The 13,937-nt window shown below is 68.1% G+C and carries 13 protein-coding genes; 6 read left to right on the forward strand and 7 right to left on the reverse strand.

Annotated elements, in window-relative coordinates; all coding sequences use genetic code 11:
• Positions 1 to 133: 133 nt before the first annotated feature.
• Positions 134 to 2,110 carry a M13 family metallopeptidase gene (locus AWC31_RS34850; RefSeq protein WP_085150202.1) on the reverse strand — a complete coding sequence of 659 codons (1,977 nt, stop codon included), beginning with the start codon at positions 2,108 to 2,110 and terminating at the stop codon, positions 134 to 136.
• Positions 2,111 to 2,176: 66 nt separating this feature from the next.
• Between AWC31_RS34850 and AWC31_RS34855 the strand changes: the two genes are divergently transcribed.
• On the forward strand, positions 2,177 to 2,785 hold the full coding sequence (locus tag AWC31_RS34855) for an Rv1363c family protein (protein ID WP_085150308.1): 609 nt from the start codon (positions 2,177 to 2,179) through the stop codon (positions 2,783 to 2,785).
• Positions 2,782 to 3,471, forward strand: a complete 690-nt coding sequence (locus AWC31_RS34860; RefSeq protein ID WP_085150204.1) for a hypothetical protein — start codon at positions 2,782 to 2,784, stop codon at positions 3,469 to 3,471. Before AWC31_RS34855 ends, AWC31_RS34860 begins: the two co-directional genes overlap by 4 nt.
• A 7-nt stretch (positions 3,472 to 3,478) precedes the next feature.
• Here AWC31_RS34860 and AWC31_RS34865 read toward each other — a convergent pair whose 3' ends face one another.
• The 3 genes from AWC31_RS34865 to AWC31_RS34875 are packed head-to-tail and all read right to left on the reverse strand — an operon-like array spanning position 3,479 to position 7,741.
• Entirely contained in the window at positions 3,479 to 4,261 is a 783-nt protein-coding gene (locus AWC31_RS34865; protein WP_085150206.1) for a phosphotransferase family protein, read from the reverse strand.
• A gap of 1 nt (position 4,262) precedes the next feature.
• Complete coding sequence (locus AWC31_RS34870) at positions 4,263 to 4,886, reverse strand: hypothetical protein (RefSeq protein ID WP_165766107.1); 624 nt, start codon at positions 4,884 to 4,886, stop codon at positions 4,263 to 4,265.
• On the reverse strand, positions 4,883 to 7,741 hold the full coding sequence (locus tag AWC31_RS34875; protein WP_085150208.1) for an MMPL family transporter: 2,859 nt from the start codon (positions 7,739 to 7,741) through the stop codon (positions 4,883 to 4,885). The genes AWC31_RS34870 and AWC31_RS34875 overlap by 4 nt, the downstream gene beginning before the upstream one ends.
• A 283-nt stretch (positions 7,742 to 8,024) precedes the next feature.
• Here AWC31_RS34875 and AWC31_RS34880 point away from each other — a divergent pair, with 283 nt between their 5' ends.
• The 4 genes from AWC31_RS34880 to AWC31_RS34895 all read left to right on the forward strand — a co-directional run bounded on the left by AWC31_RS34880 (position 8,025) and on the right by AWC31_RS34895 (position 11,245).
• Positions 8,025 to 8,582: a hemophore gene (locus AWC31_RS34880; protein WP_085150210.1), complete on the forward strand. Its 558-nt coding sequence runs from the start codon at positions 8,025 to 8,027 to the stop codon at positions 8,580 to 8,582.
• 169 nt (positions 8,583 to 8,751) lie between these two features.
• Positions 8,752 to 9,132, forward strand: a complete 381-nt coding sequence (locus tag AWC31_RS34885) for a heme-binding protein (RefSeq protein ID WP_085150212.1) — start codon at positions 8,752 to 8,754, stop codon at positions 9,130 to 9,132.
• 77 nt (positions 9,133 to 9,209) lie between these two features.
• Positions 9,210 to 9,878 carry a response regulator transcription factor gene (locus AWC31_RS34890; protein ID WP_198538857.1) on the forward strand — a complete coding sequence of 223 codons (669 nt, stop codon included), beginning with the start codon at positions 9,210 to 9,212 and terminating at the stop codon, positions 9,876 to 9,878.
• 26 nt (positions 9,879 to 9,904) lie between these two features.
• Complete coding sequence (locus tag AWC31_RS34895; RefSeq protein WP_067848625.1) at positions 9,905 to 11,245, forward strand: HAMP domain-containing sensor histidine kinase; 1,341 nt, start codon at positions 9,905 to 9,907, stop codon at positions 11,243 to 11,245.
• Here the strand turns inward: AWC31_RS34895 and AWC31_RS34900 are convergent.
• The 3 genes from AWC31_RS34900 to AWC31_RS34910 are packed head-to-tail and all read right to left on the reverse strand — an operon-like array spanning position 11,233 to position 13,915.
• The gene (locus AWC31_RS34900) at positions 11,233 to 11,601 is read right to left on the reverse strand and encodes a DUF3054 domain-containing protein (RefSeq protein ID WP_085150216.1); all 369 of its coding nucleotides are present in this window, start codon (positions 11,599 to 11,601) and stop codon (positions 11,233 to 11,235) included. The genes AWC31_RS34895 and AWC31_RS34900 overlap by 13 nt on opposite strands.
• Positions 11,588 to 12,796 (reverse strand): M23 family metallopeptidase, encoded by a 1,209-nt coding sequence (locus AWC31_RS34905; RefSeq protein ID WP_085150218.1) that lies wholly within the window; start codon positions 12,794 to 12,796, stop codon positions 11,588 to 11,590. Before AWC31_RS34905 ends, AWC31_RS34900 begins: the two co-directional genes overlap by 14 nt.
• A 9-nt stretch (positions 12,797 to 12,805) precedes the next feature.
• Positions 12,806 to 13,915, reverse strand: a complete 1,110-nt coding sequence (locus AWC31_RS34910; protein ID WP_085150220.1) for a lysylphosphatidylglycerol synthase transmembrane domain-containing protein — start codon at positions 13,913 to 13,915, stop codon at positions 12,806 to 12,808.
• Positions 13,916 to 13,937 lie beyond the last annotated feature (22 nt).

Below are 13,937 nucleotides of genomic sequence, written 5' to 3' on the forward strand. Positions count from 1 at the left end.
GCGTCCGATCCTGTTGGGTCGGGCGCTTTTTCGTTACCGTTGAGTTCCCTCGCCGAGCAGACGCGCAGGTACCCGGGAACGCGCATTCCAGGGTACGTTCACGTCTGCTCGCGCGAGGAGAGTGCGGCGGCGGTCAGTTCCAGATGCGAACGCGCGCGGCGGGCTCCAGGTAGAGCTCGTCGGACTCGCTCACGTCGAACGCCTCGTAGAACGAGTCGATGTTGCGGATGACGCCGTTGCACCGGAACTCCGGCGGGGAATGCGGATCCACCGCCAAGCGCCGGATCGCCTCGGCGTCACGGGATTTGGTGCGCCACACCTGAGCCCAGCCGAAGAACACGCGCTGCACGCCGGTGAGCCCGTCGATAACCGGGGCCGGCTCGCCCTTGAGCGAGAGCTGGTAGGCCAGCAGCGCGATCGACAGCCCGCCGAGATCGCCGATGTTCTCGCCGACCGTGAAGGCGCCATTCACATGGTGTGCGGGGTCAAGGCCACGAGGCGTGAACTGCTCGTACTGCTCGATGAGAGCCTTTGTGCGCGCACCGAATTCGGCCCGGTCGGCGTCGGTCCACCAGTCGACCAGATTGCCGTCACCGTCGTACTTGGCGCCCTGATCGTCAAAGCCATGACCGATCTCGTGACCGATCACCGCGCCGATGCCGCCGTAGTTCGCGGCGTCGTCGGCTTGCGCGTCGAAGAACGGCGGCTGCAGAATGGCTGCGGGAAAGACGATCTCGTTCATGCCGGGGTTGTAGTAGGCGTTGACCGTCTGCGGCGTCATGAACCACTCGTCGCGATCCACCGGTCCGCCCAGCTTGGCGAGCTCGCGGTCGGAGCTCACGACGTAGCCGCGGCGGTAGTTCCCGTACAGGTCGTCGCGCTCGATCACCAGCGCCGAGTAGTCGCGCCAGCGGGCCGGATAGCCGATCTTCGGGGTGAACTTGTCGAGCTTGGCCAGCGCCTTGGCCCTGGTCTCCGGGGTCATCCACTCGAGCTCGTTGATGCTGACCCGGTACGCCTCACGCAGGTTGGCCACCAGCTCGTCCATACGGGCCTTGGCCTCGGGCGGAAAGTGCTGCTGCACATAGAGCTTGCCCAGTGCGTCGCCCATGAGGTTCTCCACCACCGACACCGCGCGCTTCCACCGGTCGCGGATCTGCTCGGTGCCGCTCAGCGTGCGGCCGTAGAACGAGAAGTCCTCGGCGACGAGATCGTCGGTGAGCAGCGCGGCACGCGAGTGGATCACCCGCCAGCGCGCCCACGCTTTCCAGTCCTCTAGATCTTCCGAGGACCACAGCGCGGCGAATGCCGTCAGGAAATCGGGCTGACGCACGACCAGCTCGGCGACCTTGTCCGGCGTCGCGCCGAGGGCCTGCACCCAACCCGACCAGTCGAAGCCCGGGGCGTCGTCGGAGAGCTCGGCGAACCGCCGCAGGTTGTAGGTGAGATCGGCGTCGCGGCGCTTGACCACGTCCCAGTGGGCTGCGGCGATCTTGGATTCCAGCGCCACGATGCGCGCCGCCGTCTCGGCCTGGTCCCCGCCGTACACCAGCCCGAACATGCGGGCGATGTGCTGCGGATAGCCGGCCAGGATCTCGGCGTGCTGTTCGTCGCGGTAGTACGACTCGTCGGGCAGGCCGATGCCCGACTGGCCCATGTGCAGCAGGTAGCGCGTCGAATCCTTGGAATCGGTGTCGACGTACACGCCGGTACCACCTCCGACGCCGGTGCGCTGCAACCCGCCCATTACGACGGCGAGCGCGGCCGCGTCCGGGGCGTCGTCGATCAACGCGAGTTCGTCGAGCAAGGGCTGCAGACCACGCTCGGCGATCGTCTGCTCGTCCATGAAGCTGGCATAGAGATCGCCGATGCGCTGTTCATCGGTGCCTTTCTCGGCCCCGGACTCAGCTGCTTCGGTGATCAGATCGCGGATCTGCTCCTCGGCGCGGTCGTAGAGCGAGCGGAACGCGCCATCGGTGGCCCGGTCGGCGGGAATCTCGTAGTCGGTCAACCAGCGGCCGTTGACGTGGCCGAACAGATCGTCTTGAGGGCGGGATTGCGGGTCGACATGGCTCAGGTCGATACCCGACTTGATGGCTTCTACCGTCACCCCGACATTCTTCCAGACGCCTCGGCGGTGGCCGGGGGCTTGCGGCGCACCGGTACCCTCACGGCCATGCCAGACGCGCCCAGCAAGGACGGACCCGACGAGGCCCCCGACCGCGGTGACGGAATGTTCACTGCTTACGGGGTCGCGTCGGCAGTGCTGGGCGTCATCGCGGTGGCCGCCGTCGTGCTCGCGGCGATGATCTGGTCCGGGCATCGCAGCGACGTCGCCGAGCGCAACTATCAGACGCGCGTGCTGCAGGCCGCGGCCGATTGGACCGGCGTGCTGATCAACATGAACGCCGACACCGTCGAAACCGACATGCAGAAACTGCACGAGGGCACCGTCGGGCAGCTCAACACCGACTTCGATTCCGCCGTGCAGCCGTACCGGGACCTGGTGCAGCGGCTCAAGTCGAGGACCTCCGGGCAGATCGACTCGGTGTCCATCGAATCCCTCTACCACCCGCCCACCGGTCCGGACGGCGCCGCGCAGCCCGGGCCGCCGCCCGGATTGAGCGGCATGGTGTCGCGAGTGGACACCGTGCTCGTGGTCGCCACGTCGGTCACCGAGAACGCAGGCACGGACAAGCCTCAAACCGTGCGATGGACACTGCGGTTGGACGTCTCGGACGTCGACGGAGCGCTGATGATCTCGCGACTGGAGCCGATCCGATGAGAAACCGACTTCGGGTACTGGCCTTCGACATCGCCGCACCACTCGCCGCGATCGCCGCACTCGTCTTCCTGGGCGTCGCCCTGGCCTGGCCGCTGTGGTGGGTCTCGGTGTGCTCGGTGCTGTGTGTGCTGATCGTGCAGGGCGTCGTCGTCAACGTCGTGTTGGCCCGGCGCGACGGCGTCACGGTCGGCACCGACGACGACGGACCGGGTTTGCGGCTCGCGGTGGTCGGCGTGGCCACCGCCGCGCTGATCGCCGCGGTGGTCGTGGGCTACCTGCGCTGGACCGTGCCCGACCGGACCTTCGAGCAGGACCGGGGCGAGGTCGTGCGGATCGCCAGCAGCGTCTCGGAGGCCACCGCGACGTTCACCCCGCAGAGTCCGACGGCGTCGATCGACCGCGCGGCCGGTCAGATGTCACCCGAGCGCGCCGAGGCGTTCAAGAACGAGTTCGCCACGGTCGCAAAGGATTTGACGAGCCGCAACGTCTCGGCGCAGGCCAGCACCATATCGGCGGGTGTCGAGGCCCTCGGACCGCAGGCCGCCAGCGTGGCCGTGGTGCTGCGCGGTACGCAGAGTGTGCCGGGCAAACCGACCGACAATGCGGTGCTGGCGCTGCGGGTCACGTTGAGCAAGTCCGACGGCCGCTGGCTCGTCGACAACGTGACGCCGCTGCACTCGCGGTGAGCCGGCGTCAGACGTAACCGGCGAGCCCGGCAGCGAGTTCCGCCTCGTCGCCGTCGAGGTGTCCGTCGAGCGCTTGCTGCAGGGCGAACGTCGCGCGTATTGCGGCCACCCGACCCAGCAGCGACGGATCGGAACCCGCGAGGTGCTCGAGCACCGGCGGGCCGAAGCTCGCCGCAAGTGCGGCAATATCTTCGGCGGGATCGCCCAACATCACCGAATCCCAGTCGATTACGCCGGACAGGCGAGGGCCGTCGGCGTCGTGCCGCCACAGCAGATTCTCGCCACCGAGATCACCGTGCACGACGGCCGCGGTGAGGTGCGGCAGCGTGGCCGCGGCCGCCAACTCGTCCTCGGCGCGGTCACGACCGGCCGTCGACATGCGCGGGTAGAGCTCGGCGCGCACCGCGTCCGCGAACTGCCGCCACCGGTCGGCGCCCGCGACCGGCAACGCCGCACGGACCGCCGGGTCGGCGCCGGCGCGCTGCAGTCGGGCGAGTAACCGGCCGCACTGTTCGGCGACTCGCGGCTCGTCGAAGAAGGCCGGTTGCAGGGGTTCACCCGCGATGCGGCTCAACACCAGATACGGGGGCTCGCCCGGGGCAGATTCCGCGATGGGCTCGGGCACATCGACACCGAGATCGAGGGCCGACACGATGCGCAGTCGCTTGGCTCGGTCGCCGAGACGAGCAGCGGCCGCCGGCGTGCGCGGATAGCAGACCACCCGCTCGGCACCGAGAACGACGCGATAGAACTGGCCCTCGCGGACCTCGGCGTCGGGAAGATCCGGAATGCTACTTCGCGGCGCGCTGCGCGGCGATCTTGGCGAACCGGTCCGAGAGCCGCTGCATCCGCAGCAGCAGCGACGCCGGCGGGCTGGTCTTGCCCTCCAGGTACGTCGCGAACGACTCGTTGGAAACCCCTATGCGCGACGCGAACTCCTGCGGTTCGAGCTTGGAGCGCCGCAGCATCGCCTGGATCTGGCGGGCCACCTCGGCGCGCTCGGTCGCCTCAAGATGCTCGCGGGTGCGCACGAGCACCTCCGACAAAGCCTTGGAAACGCCGTACGGGCGCGCGGTTTCGAGCACTTCCTCGACCTGGCGCGCGGTGCGGCCATAGGGGTCGCGCTTGACCGCGGCCACGATCCGCTGCCACACCGTCATGTCGTCGGTTTCCAGCGCGGCGCGGATCGCGGCGGTGGGCCAGTACTCGACCGGGCGGTCGTCGAACGGGGGCTGTCGCGGCGGCTGCTGCTGGGCGCCCTGCGCCGGCCGCTGCCGGGCGTTCTGCGGGCGCTGTCCCTGCGGGCGCAGAGCCTGGGAGCGTTGGCCCGAAGACCGGCCCGAAGACTGTTGACTCGGCGGAACGCCTTCGCGACGCGCATCCCGCGCAACCCGAACGTCGGGGGCCAACGTCACTTCGCCTCCTCCAGCATTGCTACCGCAACCGACAGGCAACGCTGCCTGACCTTTGCCCAGTCTGCAGCCGCGTCGGGTCCCGACATTCTCACGTCGTGCTCGTCGGACGGCTGTGGGTCGGCCAACCGGCGTACCAACTGGGTGGACACCCATCGATTCCGTGGGTGCTGCCCACAGTAATACCGGTCCATGCCCGACAACACCAGAGCTGCAGTTTCAGTTTCCATCGACTCGACAAGATCGGCAAACTCGGCATAGTCGCGGGTGCTGTTCCGGCACATGATCAGATAGCCCTTCAACCGCAGCGTTTCCGCGCCGGTCGGGATCTGCAGCCGGTCCCCGGTGGGCAGCTGGACGTTGGTCGTCTCGACCGGGCCGCGGCGTTCGACGGGCGCCCGTTCCGCGTCGGCCTCGGTTTCGAGCGCATCCACGGCAACCGAGAGCCGGCCGCGCCACATCGTCACCGGATGCACACCGGGCGGGCACGGTTTGGCCTTGCCGGGACGCTGTGAAAGTCGCGTGGTCGGCTGGTGGCAGCCGCTGAACGCCAACGGATCGGTGACGATGATGGTCTGCGGTGCAAGGCTTTTCATGCGCGCGGCGGTTCGTACCATCATGCGCAGATCGGCGCCCGACGGGCCGAGGGCCGAGATGTCGTCGGGGATGATGACCAGATCGGTGACCTCGACCTTGGGCAGCGGCTTCTCGAAGTCGACCTCGGGCAGCAACTTGTCCAGCCAGCGCGGCAGCCACCAGTTCCACTCATCGAACATCGCCATCAACGCGGGCACGAGGACCAGCCGCACGACTGTGGCGTCGACGGCGATCGCGACCGCACAGGCCACGCCCAGCTGTGCCACGAGCGGCATGCCGGCAAATGCGAAGCCGATGAAAACCGCGATCATGATCAGTGCCGCGCTTGTGATGGTGCGCGCGCTCGTGCTGACGCCGTATGCGACGGCGTCGCGAGTGTTGTTGGTTTGCAGGAACCGTTCCCGGATCCGGGTGAGCAGGAAGATCTCGTAGTCCATCGACAGGCCGAACGTCATGGCCAGGACCAGGGGCGGGATGGTGCTGTCGAGCGAGCTGATCTTCTCAAAGCCCAGCTTCTCGAACCAGCCCCACTGGAAGACGGCCACCAGGCTGCCGTAGGCCGCGGCCACCGACAGCACCGTCATCAGCACGCCCTTGAGCGCAAGGAACACCGACCGGATCGACACCAGCAGCATGACGAACGCAATCATCGCGACGAACGCGAACACCAGCGGCTGCGTGGCGGACACCCGGTCGTCGAAGTCTTTGATCAGTGCGGTGGGGCCGCCGACGGCCACGGACACGTCGGGCCCGGCGGCCGCGGGGAGCTCGGCCCGCATCCAGTCGACCGCCTCACGGGCGGCCATGTCCTCGGGATCCACCGACAGCACCGCCGACAGCAGGGCGCTGTCGTCGTTGTCGGCGAACACCGGCGGCTGCACCGTCACGACGCTCGGCGCCTTGGTCATCTGCTGGCGTACCGCGTCGAGCGTCGCGGTACCCGCAGGCCCCGACGCGTTCCCGTCGGGGAACGTCACGAGCACGCGCACGGGCCCGAGCGCGCCGGGCCCGAGCGCGTCGGCCGCGGCGTTGACCCCGCCGCGGATCTCGTGGGTCGGTTCGAACTGACGCTGCATGCTGTTGCCGAGCACCATCCCGAAGGCCGGGGCGGCGAGCGCCAGCAGCAGCACGACGGCACCCAGCGCCGATGCCCACGGGCGGCGCATCACCGCGCCGGTCCAGCGGGTCCAGAACCGCGACTGCGTGGCTTCGGCGCGCCGCGACCAGTGCAGGTACGACGAACGTTTGGCGGCCGCGCGGCCGAACGTCGCGAGTACCGCGGGTGTCAGCGTCGTCGAGGTCAACACCGCGACCGCGACCGCGAGGATCGCGCCGGTTGCCATCGACACGAGCACCGGGGTGTTGATGAGGTAGATGCCGGTGACCGAGGCGATGACCGTCAGGCCGGACAGCGCAACCGCGAGTCCCGACGTGGCCATCGCCGCGTCGACGGCATCGGCGGGCTCGCGGCCCGCGCGCAGTTCCTCGCGGAACCGCATCAGGATGAACAGCGAATAGTCGATGGCGAGGGCGATGCCGAACATCGACACCGTCGATGTCACGAACACGCTCATGGTGGTGTACATCGACAGCAGATAGACCAAGCCCATCGTCACCACGACCGTGCAGATGCCGAGCACGAGCGGCAGCGCGGCGGCGGCCAGCGAGCCGAACACGGCGAGCAGCACGATCAGGACGATCGGCAGGTTCCACTTCTCGGCCTGGGCGATGTCGGTCTTGATCGCCCCCGAGGCGGCCGCGCTCAGCGCGCCCTGACCGATGACGTAGTACTTGACCTTGCCGTTCTCGCTCTCGCCGGGTTCCTCGCCGTGTATCCCGACCTTCTGGCGCAGCTGCTTGGCGACGTCGGTGGCTCCGGTGTTGTCGAAGTCCAGTTGCAGGGTGATGACATAGGGCCGGTCGGGCTGTGGCGCGGGCTGCTGCGGATTGGGCACGATCTTGACGCTCGGCACCTCGGATGCGACCCGCTCCAGTCGCACCACCGCGGCGTTCATGTCGTCGAACGACGCATCCGCTCGCGGGGCGGCGACCAGCGCGAGAGGTGACGACCCCTGATCGGGAAAGTGTTCCTCGAGTTGCCGCTGTACCTGCAGCGACTGCGAACCCTCGACCTCGGCCCCGCCACCGGTCAGATTCGACGACTGATTGAGTGCCAGGTAGATCGAGGGCACCAGTAGCAGCAGCCACGTCGCGAACACCGCCCAGCGGAATCTGCGCAGGCTGCTGCTCAAGCGCATCATGAACTGCTGGATGCGAGGCCCCTTCTTTCTCCCCCGGCGGCGTTGCGTCAGCGTGAGCGTACCTCCACGGGAGTATGGTGGCCCGCCGCTCTCCGCATCTGAGATCGCTCCGAGACGTGCTTTCCGTTACCTGTGGAGTTGCTAACGGAAGTGGTTGGCCCGGCGACATAGATGGCAAGATGGCCCTCGATCTAGATGAGCGTCGGGGGCCCGAGTTCTGTCATGCCGCCGATCGCAGCGTTTGCGAGGAAGTAAACGTTCGCAAACTCGAAGGAGCACTTCCATGAAACCGACCAAGGGTGAACTGCGTCGCAAACTGGCCGTCGCGTTCGCGGCCACCGCGGCTGGAGGCGCCGCCGTCGCCGCGCTCTTGGGGCCATCGGCTACCGCCGCATCCGATCCGTGCGCGGCGAGTGAGGTGTCGAGGACGGTCGGCAAGGTGGCCACCAACACCGGTGACTACCTCGACTCGCATCCGCAGACCAACCAGGCGCTGACCACGATCCTGCAGCAGCAGGCCGGGCCGCAGACGCTCGCTTCCCTGAAGGCCTACTTCGATGCCAACCCGCAGGTGGCCAAGGACATGCAGCAACTGCAGCAGCCGTTGCAGAGCCTCGGCACGAAGTGCAAGCTGCCGGTCACGCTCCCGCAACTGCTCGGGTTGATGCAGGCCGCCCAGCAGCAGGGTGCCACGCTTCCCGGAGGTTTGCCAGGAGGGCTTCCGTCGGCACAGACCGTCGGGGTGCCGAGCGCTTCGGTGCCGGCCCAGTCGTCGCCCGCGTCGGCGGTGACCCAGGGCGCGGGCCCGCTCCCCGGACCCGCGAGCGTCATCGGTCGCTGAAAACGGACCCGTCGCGTCGTCGACAGCAGTCGTTCTGAACTGCGGGTTCCGACGTTCTCACGATTGGTTGAGCACAAGGCAAGAAACTCTCCACAGATTCTGCTTAGCTTTCCTAAGCCGGTAACCGTTTGGCGTTACGGCCATCCACATCCGATGAAGGAGCTTGACCATGTTGCTCTCGGCCCGAAATGCCCGGCGTGTAGTAGCTGGCGCGGCCGGCGCCGGCGCAGTCGCCGGTGCGATGCTGTTCGGTGCTGTCCCGTCGGCCCTGGCCGAACCGGCGCCCAATCCCCCGAACTGCACGGCCGCCGATCTGGCCGGTGTGGCCGCCGGGGTGTCGGCGTCGACCTCGGCCTACCTGTTCACCCATCCCGATGTGAACAACTTCTTCACGAGCCTCGAGGGCCTGCCCCGCGAAGAGGTCCGTACCAAGGTCCACGACTACCTGGAGCAGAACCAGCAGGTGAAGGCCGAGCTGACCGGCATCCGTCAGCCGCTCGTCGACCTGAAGAACCGCTGCGGTACCGCTCCGGCGCCTGAAACCCCGTAGTCCGAGTGCGGGCGGAAACCATCCCCGCCGGCGGCGAAGGACCACACACGCCCGACGGCGTGAATCGAACGGTGCTGATGGTCGACGACGACCCGGACGTCAGGACCTCGGTTGCCCGCGGATTGCGGCATTCGGGTTTCGACGTTCGGGTCGCGGCGTCCGGCAAGGAAGCGTTGCGGCTGCTGTCGAACGAGTCGCATGACGCGCTCGTTCTGGACGTCCAGATGCCCGAACTGGACGGGGTTGCCGTGGTCACCGCGCTGCGTGCGCTGGGCAATGACATACCCATCTGCGTGCTGTCGGCCCGCGACACGGTCAACGACCGCATCGCCGGCCTGGAGGCGGGCGCCGACGACTATCTGACCAAACCGTTCGATCTCGGCGAGCTCGTGGCGCGACTGCACGCGCTGCTGCGCCGTGCCAGCCATTCCGACCGGCCCTCCGACACGATGACCGTCGGGCCGCTGACCATCGACACCGCCCGGCGTCTCGTGTTCGTCGGCGGTGAACGCGCAGACCTGACCAAGCGGGAGTTCGACCTGCTGGCGGTTCTCGCCGAGAACGCCGGGGTGGTGTTGTCCCGGCAGCGGCTGCTGGAACTCGTGTGGGGCTACGACTTCGACGTCGACACCAACGTGGCCGACGTGTTCATCTCCTACCTGCGGCGCAAGCTCGAACGTGAGGGCGTGCCCCGCGTCATCCACACCGTGCGCGGCATCGGGTACGTGCTGAGGGAAGAAACGTGACGATCGAGCCCGGGACGCGCGACTAGGTGCGGCTCTTTCGCTTCATCCGTTCTGCGTCGCTGCGTACCAGGGTGGCCGTCGCGTCCGCGGCAGCGGCTGCCGCGGTCGTCGCGGCGTTCACGATCCTGACCTCGCTCGTGCTCGTCAACAACGACGCGGCGCAACTCGACCGCAGGCTCGACTCGATCGTCGATGCCAGCATCAACCCTGAACACCTGCAGGATCCGCGCCGCGGCGTGCTCACCACGGGCCGGTCCAGGTCGACGGGGCAGGTGGTGTTCCAGCGCGGCTTCCAGTTGCCTGCACTGCCGCCGGGCACCGAGACCGTCCAGGTCAACGGCGTTGACTATCGCGTCCGCACCATCCAGGTCGACCAGCAGGGCGGCGTGCTGATGTCGATCGGCATTCGCGCCGACAGTATCCTGTTGAGCGCCAACCGAATTCCGCTGTACGCCGCGGTCGGGTTGGTCACCGTGCTCGTCGCGGGTGGGCTCGGCTGGCTGCTCGCCGGCCCGGCGATACGGCCGCTGCGCAAGCTGACCGAGCACACCTCCAAGCTCGGCAGCGGCACCGAGACGATGCCCGAGGTGCGCGGCGTCCGTGAGGCCGAAGACCTCTCCGAGGCGATGGCCGGGATGCTGACCCGGCTGGCGGCCGCACAGCGGGCAACGACGAATTCCCTTCAGGCAGCGCAGGATTTCGCCGCCAACGCCGCCCACGAGCTGCGCACCCCGCTGACCGCGATGCGGGCCGACCTCGACACCCTGCGGATCCACAACCTGCCCGAGGACGAGCGTGACGAGGTGGTCGCCGACCTGTCGCGCGCCCAGCGGCGCGTGGAGGCCATCATCACCGCGTTGGGGCAGCTGGCCTCCGGTCAGTTGGCGCAGGCCGAGGACCGCGAGCTCATCGACATCACCGACATGCTCGACCGGGTTGCGAGAGAGAACAGCCGACCGGGCGGCCCGGTGAGCATCGACGTTCAGGTCGCCGACGACGTCGGCCTCGTGCTGGGCTGGCCGGGCGGCCTGCGGATCGCCGTCGACAACCTGGTGCGCAATGCCATCACGCACGGCGAGGCCACCCGCATCGTGCTGGCCGCCCACCGCAGCGGGCAGATGCTGACGATCGTCGTCGACGACAACGGCCGGGGTCTGCCGGTCGAGGAGCACGAAACCGTGCTCGGCCGGTTCCGCCGCGGCAGCACCGCCGTCAGCGGGGGATCAGGTCTGGGCCTCGCGCTCGTCGCGCAGCAGGCTCAGCTGCACGGCGGTGAGATCCAGTTGTCCGACGGGCCGCTCGGGGGTTTGCGCGCCACCCTGACGATCTCGATGTCGCCCGCGGCCGAACCCGGTCAGCCGGACTGAGCGCGACGGCGCACGCCCGTCAGCGCCGCGCGCCACCCGAGCAGCAGCACTCCGGTGACAAGCGAGGCGACGACGATGAAACTCGCCGCCACCCCGGCCGACGTGAGCTTGCGCAGCAGCATCCCGATCACCACCGTGCACACCCACACCGCAATTCCGGTGGGCGCCAACGAGGTCGGGCGCTGCCAACCACGGGACACCAGCCAGCCGACGCCCGTGCCCACCAGGAACGGCCACGCGGTCTCGGCGACGCCCGCCAAGGTGATGCCCTCGTCGTGGCTGCGCCGTCCGATGGTGCAGAACACCACCACGCAGACCACGTCGGTGAGGAGCGAAAGGGTGCTAGTTCGTCGCATAGGTCATCACGTCCAGTACCAGTGGGCTGACTTCGGATTGGTCGCGGGCTGCGAAGCCTGGCTGCAGCGTAACGGGCCTGCCGTCGATCAACGGATCGAGTGCCCCCATACCGGCCAGCCGGGAGTCGAGCCGGAATGCTTTGAGGACGAACGGTAAGCCGTTGGACGCCAACGGGTCCGGGCCGTCCATCACGTGGAAGTGCAGGTGCGGCGCATCGGAGTTCCCGGAGTTGCCCAGCGCGGCGATGACCTGCCCGGTGCTGAGCTGATCGCCCGCCTTGACCTTGAGGCTGTGCGGTTGCAGGTGGGCATAGAACGCGTAGTTGCCGTCGCCGATGTCCTGCACGATGTGGTTGCCGCCGTATTCGTTGAGCGCGAGCCCGCTGGGCGCCGTGCCCGGGGTCTGCTCCGGCAGGCCGTCGAGCACCGCGACCACCGGACCGTCGGCGACCGCGTGGATCTCGGCACCGAAGTACGGGTAGCTCTCGACCTTGGCCTTGTCGCCGGAGAACAGCGTGCGGTCGGCGCCGAGCTGGACGTAGTCGATCGCGAATCGCTCGGCGGCCCAGACCTTTCCGTTGATCGGGTTGAGCGCCATCCGGTGCGGGGTCATGTCGCAGCAGCTGTTGGCGTCCACCCAATCCTCGCCGGCCAGCGGTGGCGAGATCGACACCGGTTTGCGCGTCTGCACCGACACCGGCGCGACCGTCTCGGTCAGATCCGGCGGGATGAGCGGCGGCATGGGTTTTGCGACCTTGACGCCGACGGCGTGGGTGAGTTCGGTCGGAACCTGTGCGGGGTCGTCGGCGACCACGTCGAGCCACACGTATGCGCTCTGACCCGGCCCGAGCACATTCGCACCGGCGGCCGGGCTTCCCACGAGGCGAGTCCAGTATTTGAGGCTGTCACCGGACAGCGTGAGCAGCTTGCGATCGCCGGCCAGTGCACTCACCGACGTCAGGGTGACGTTGCTCGCCATCGTGTTGGTCAGCATCAACTCATAGGCCAGGTGCGTCCGGCCATCGGTGGCGGGCACCGGAACCGGGGCTGCCAGAACCGATCCGATCACCGGAGTCGCGACCGGAGGAGGCGTGGTGGTCGTCGTCGGCTCCGACTGCGACGTCTCCGCCGACGAACACGACGTCAGCGCGAGCGCGAGCAGCGCCGTACCGGACGCGAGGGTTCGGACCCGCATGGCTGTCTCCTAGCGTTCGGTTTCGTTTTCGGCTGCCGTGTCCAGATTTGGCTCCGCCTCGGGCTCGTCAGGCTCGTCGGGGTCGATGTCCTTCTCGGTCCGGAACATGAAGAAGAACACCACCCAACCGATGGCGGAGATGAAGATCCAGCTGACCAGCCGATAGATGAGCATCGCGGAGATGGCCGAGGCCAACGTCATGCCCGACGACACCAGACCGGGTACCAGCACGGCCTCGACCACGAGCAGACCGCCCGGCATCAACGGGATCGTGCCCACCGCGCGGGCGGCCGCGTAGGCCACGGTGACGCCGGCCAGCGACGGATGCCCGCCCGTCGCATAGCAGGCGAACGCCAGGCAGGCGACGTCGGCGATCCAGTTGAACATCGACCAGCTGAACGCCAAGCCCAGATCGCGCCGGCCGAGGCTGACCGATTCCAGTTGCTGCAGGATCTCTCGCCATTTCGCCAGCCCGGTATCTGTTGGCTTGCCGCGCAACGAGTTCGCCCACGACAGCACTTTCGCGCCGATGCCGTCGATCAGTTCGGGTTTGGTCGCCACAGCTTGACCGAGCAGCACGATGGCCAGCAGACCGCCCAGCGAAAAGATAAGCGACAGTGGGTTTTTGCTGGCTCCCAGCAGGAACGCCCCGCCGAGCCCCAGTAGCGCCAGCCCCACGATCTGCAGTACGCCCGACATCACGAGCTGCCACGAGGCGATCAGGGGAGTGGCGCCCCAGATGCGCTGCTGGCGGTAGGTGAAGGTCGCCGACAGCACCGGGCCGCCCGGCATGGTGGTCGACAGCGCGTTGGCCGCGTAGTACGCGGCCTCCGAGCGCCACTGCTTGACCTTCACGCCGGCCGAGCGCAGCAGCGTCCGCTGGATCTGCGCGAAGCTGTGGATCGAGGCAAGGGCGGCGACCACCGCGGCCAGCACCCACCACCAGTTCGCCGAGATCAGGCTCTTCCACGCCTTCGCCAACTGGTCCCACACGAGCGTGATCTCGACCGCCAGCACGGTGACCGCGATCGCGATGATCACCCAGCGGACCCACCAGTACTTGCCGCGCGTGGAGCCGGCCCGGTCGCGGGCAGTGTCCGCCGGCGCGTCGTGTGACACGCCCTAAGGGTAGCCGTGCAGG

Source organism: Mycolicibacterium wolinskyi, from assembly GCF_002101965.1.
Classification (GTDB): Bacteria; Actinomycetota; Actinomycetes; order Mycobacteriales; family Mycobacteriaceae; genus Mycobacterium; species Mycobacterium wolinskyi.

Coding starts and splice junctions, on each gene's coding strand:
- AWC31_RS34855 (WP_085150308.1), top strand. CDS start 2,177: ATGCCAGACGCGCCCAGCAAGGACGGACCCGACGAGGCCCCCGACCGC.
- AWC31_RS34860 (WP_085150204.1), top strand. CDS start 2,782: ATGAGAAACCGACTTCGGGTACTGGCCTTCGACATCGCCGCACCACTC.
- AWC31_RS34875 (WP_085150208.1), bottom strand. CDS start 7,741: ATGATGCGCTTGAGCAGCAGCCTGCGCAGATTCCGCTGGGCGGTGTTC.
- AWC31_RS34880 (WP_085150210.1), top strand. CDS start 8,025: ATGAAACCGACCAAGGGTGAACTGCGTCGCAAACTGGCCGTCGCGTTC.
- AWC31_RS34885 (WP_085150212.1), top strand. CDS start 8,752: ATGTTGCTCTCGGCCCGAAATGCCCGGCGTGTAGTAGCTGGCGCGGCC.
- AWC31_RS34890 (WP_198538857.1), top strand. CDS start 9,210: ATGGTCGACGACGACCCGGACGTCAGGACCTCGGTTGCCCGCGGATTG.
- AWC31_RS34900 (WP_085150216.1), bottom strand. CDS start 11,601: ATGCGACGAACTAGCACCCTTTCGCTCCTCACCGACGTGGTCTGCGTG.
- AWC31_RS34905 (WP_085150218.1), bottom strand. CDS start 12,796: ATGCGGGTCCGAACCCTCGCGTCCGGTACGGCGCTGCTCGCGCTCGCG.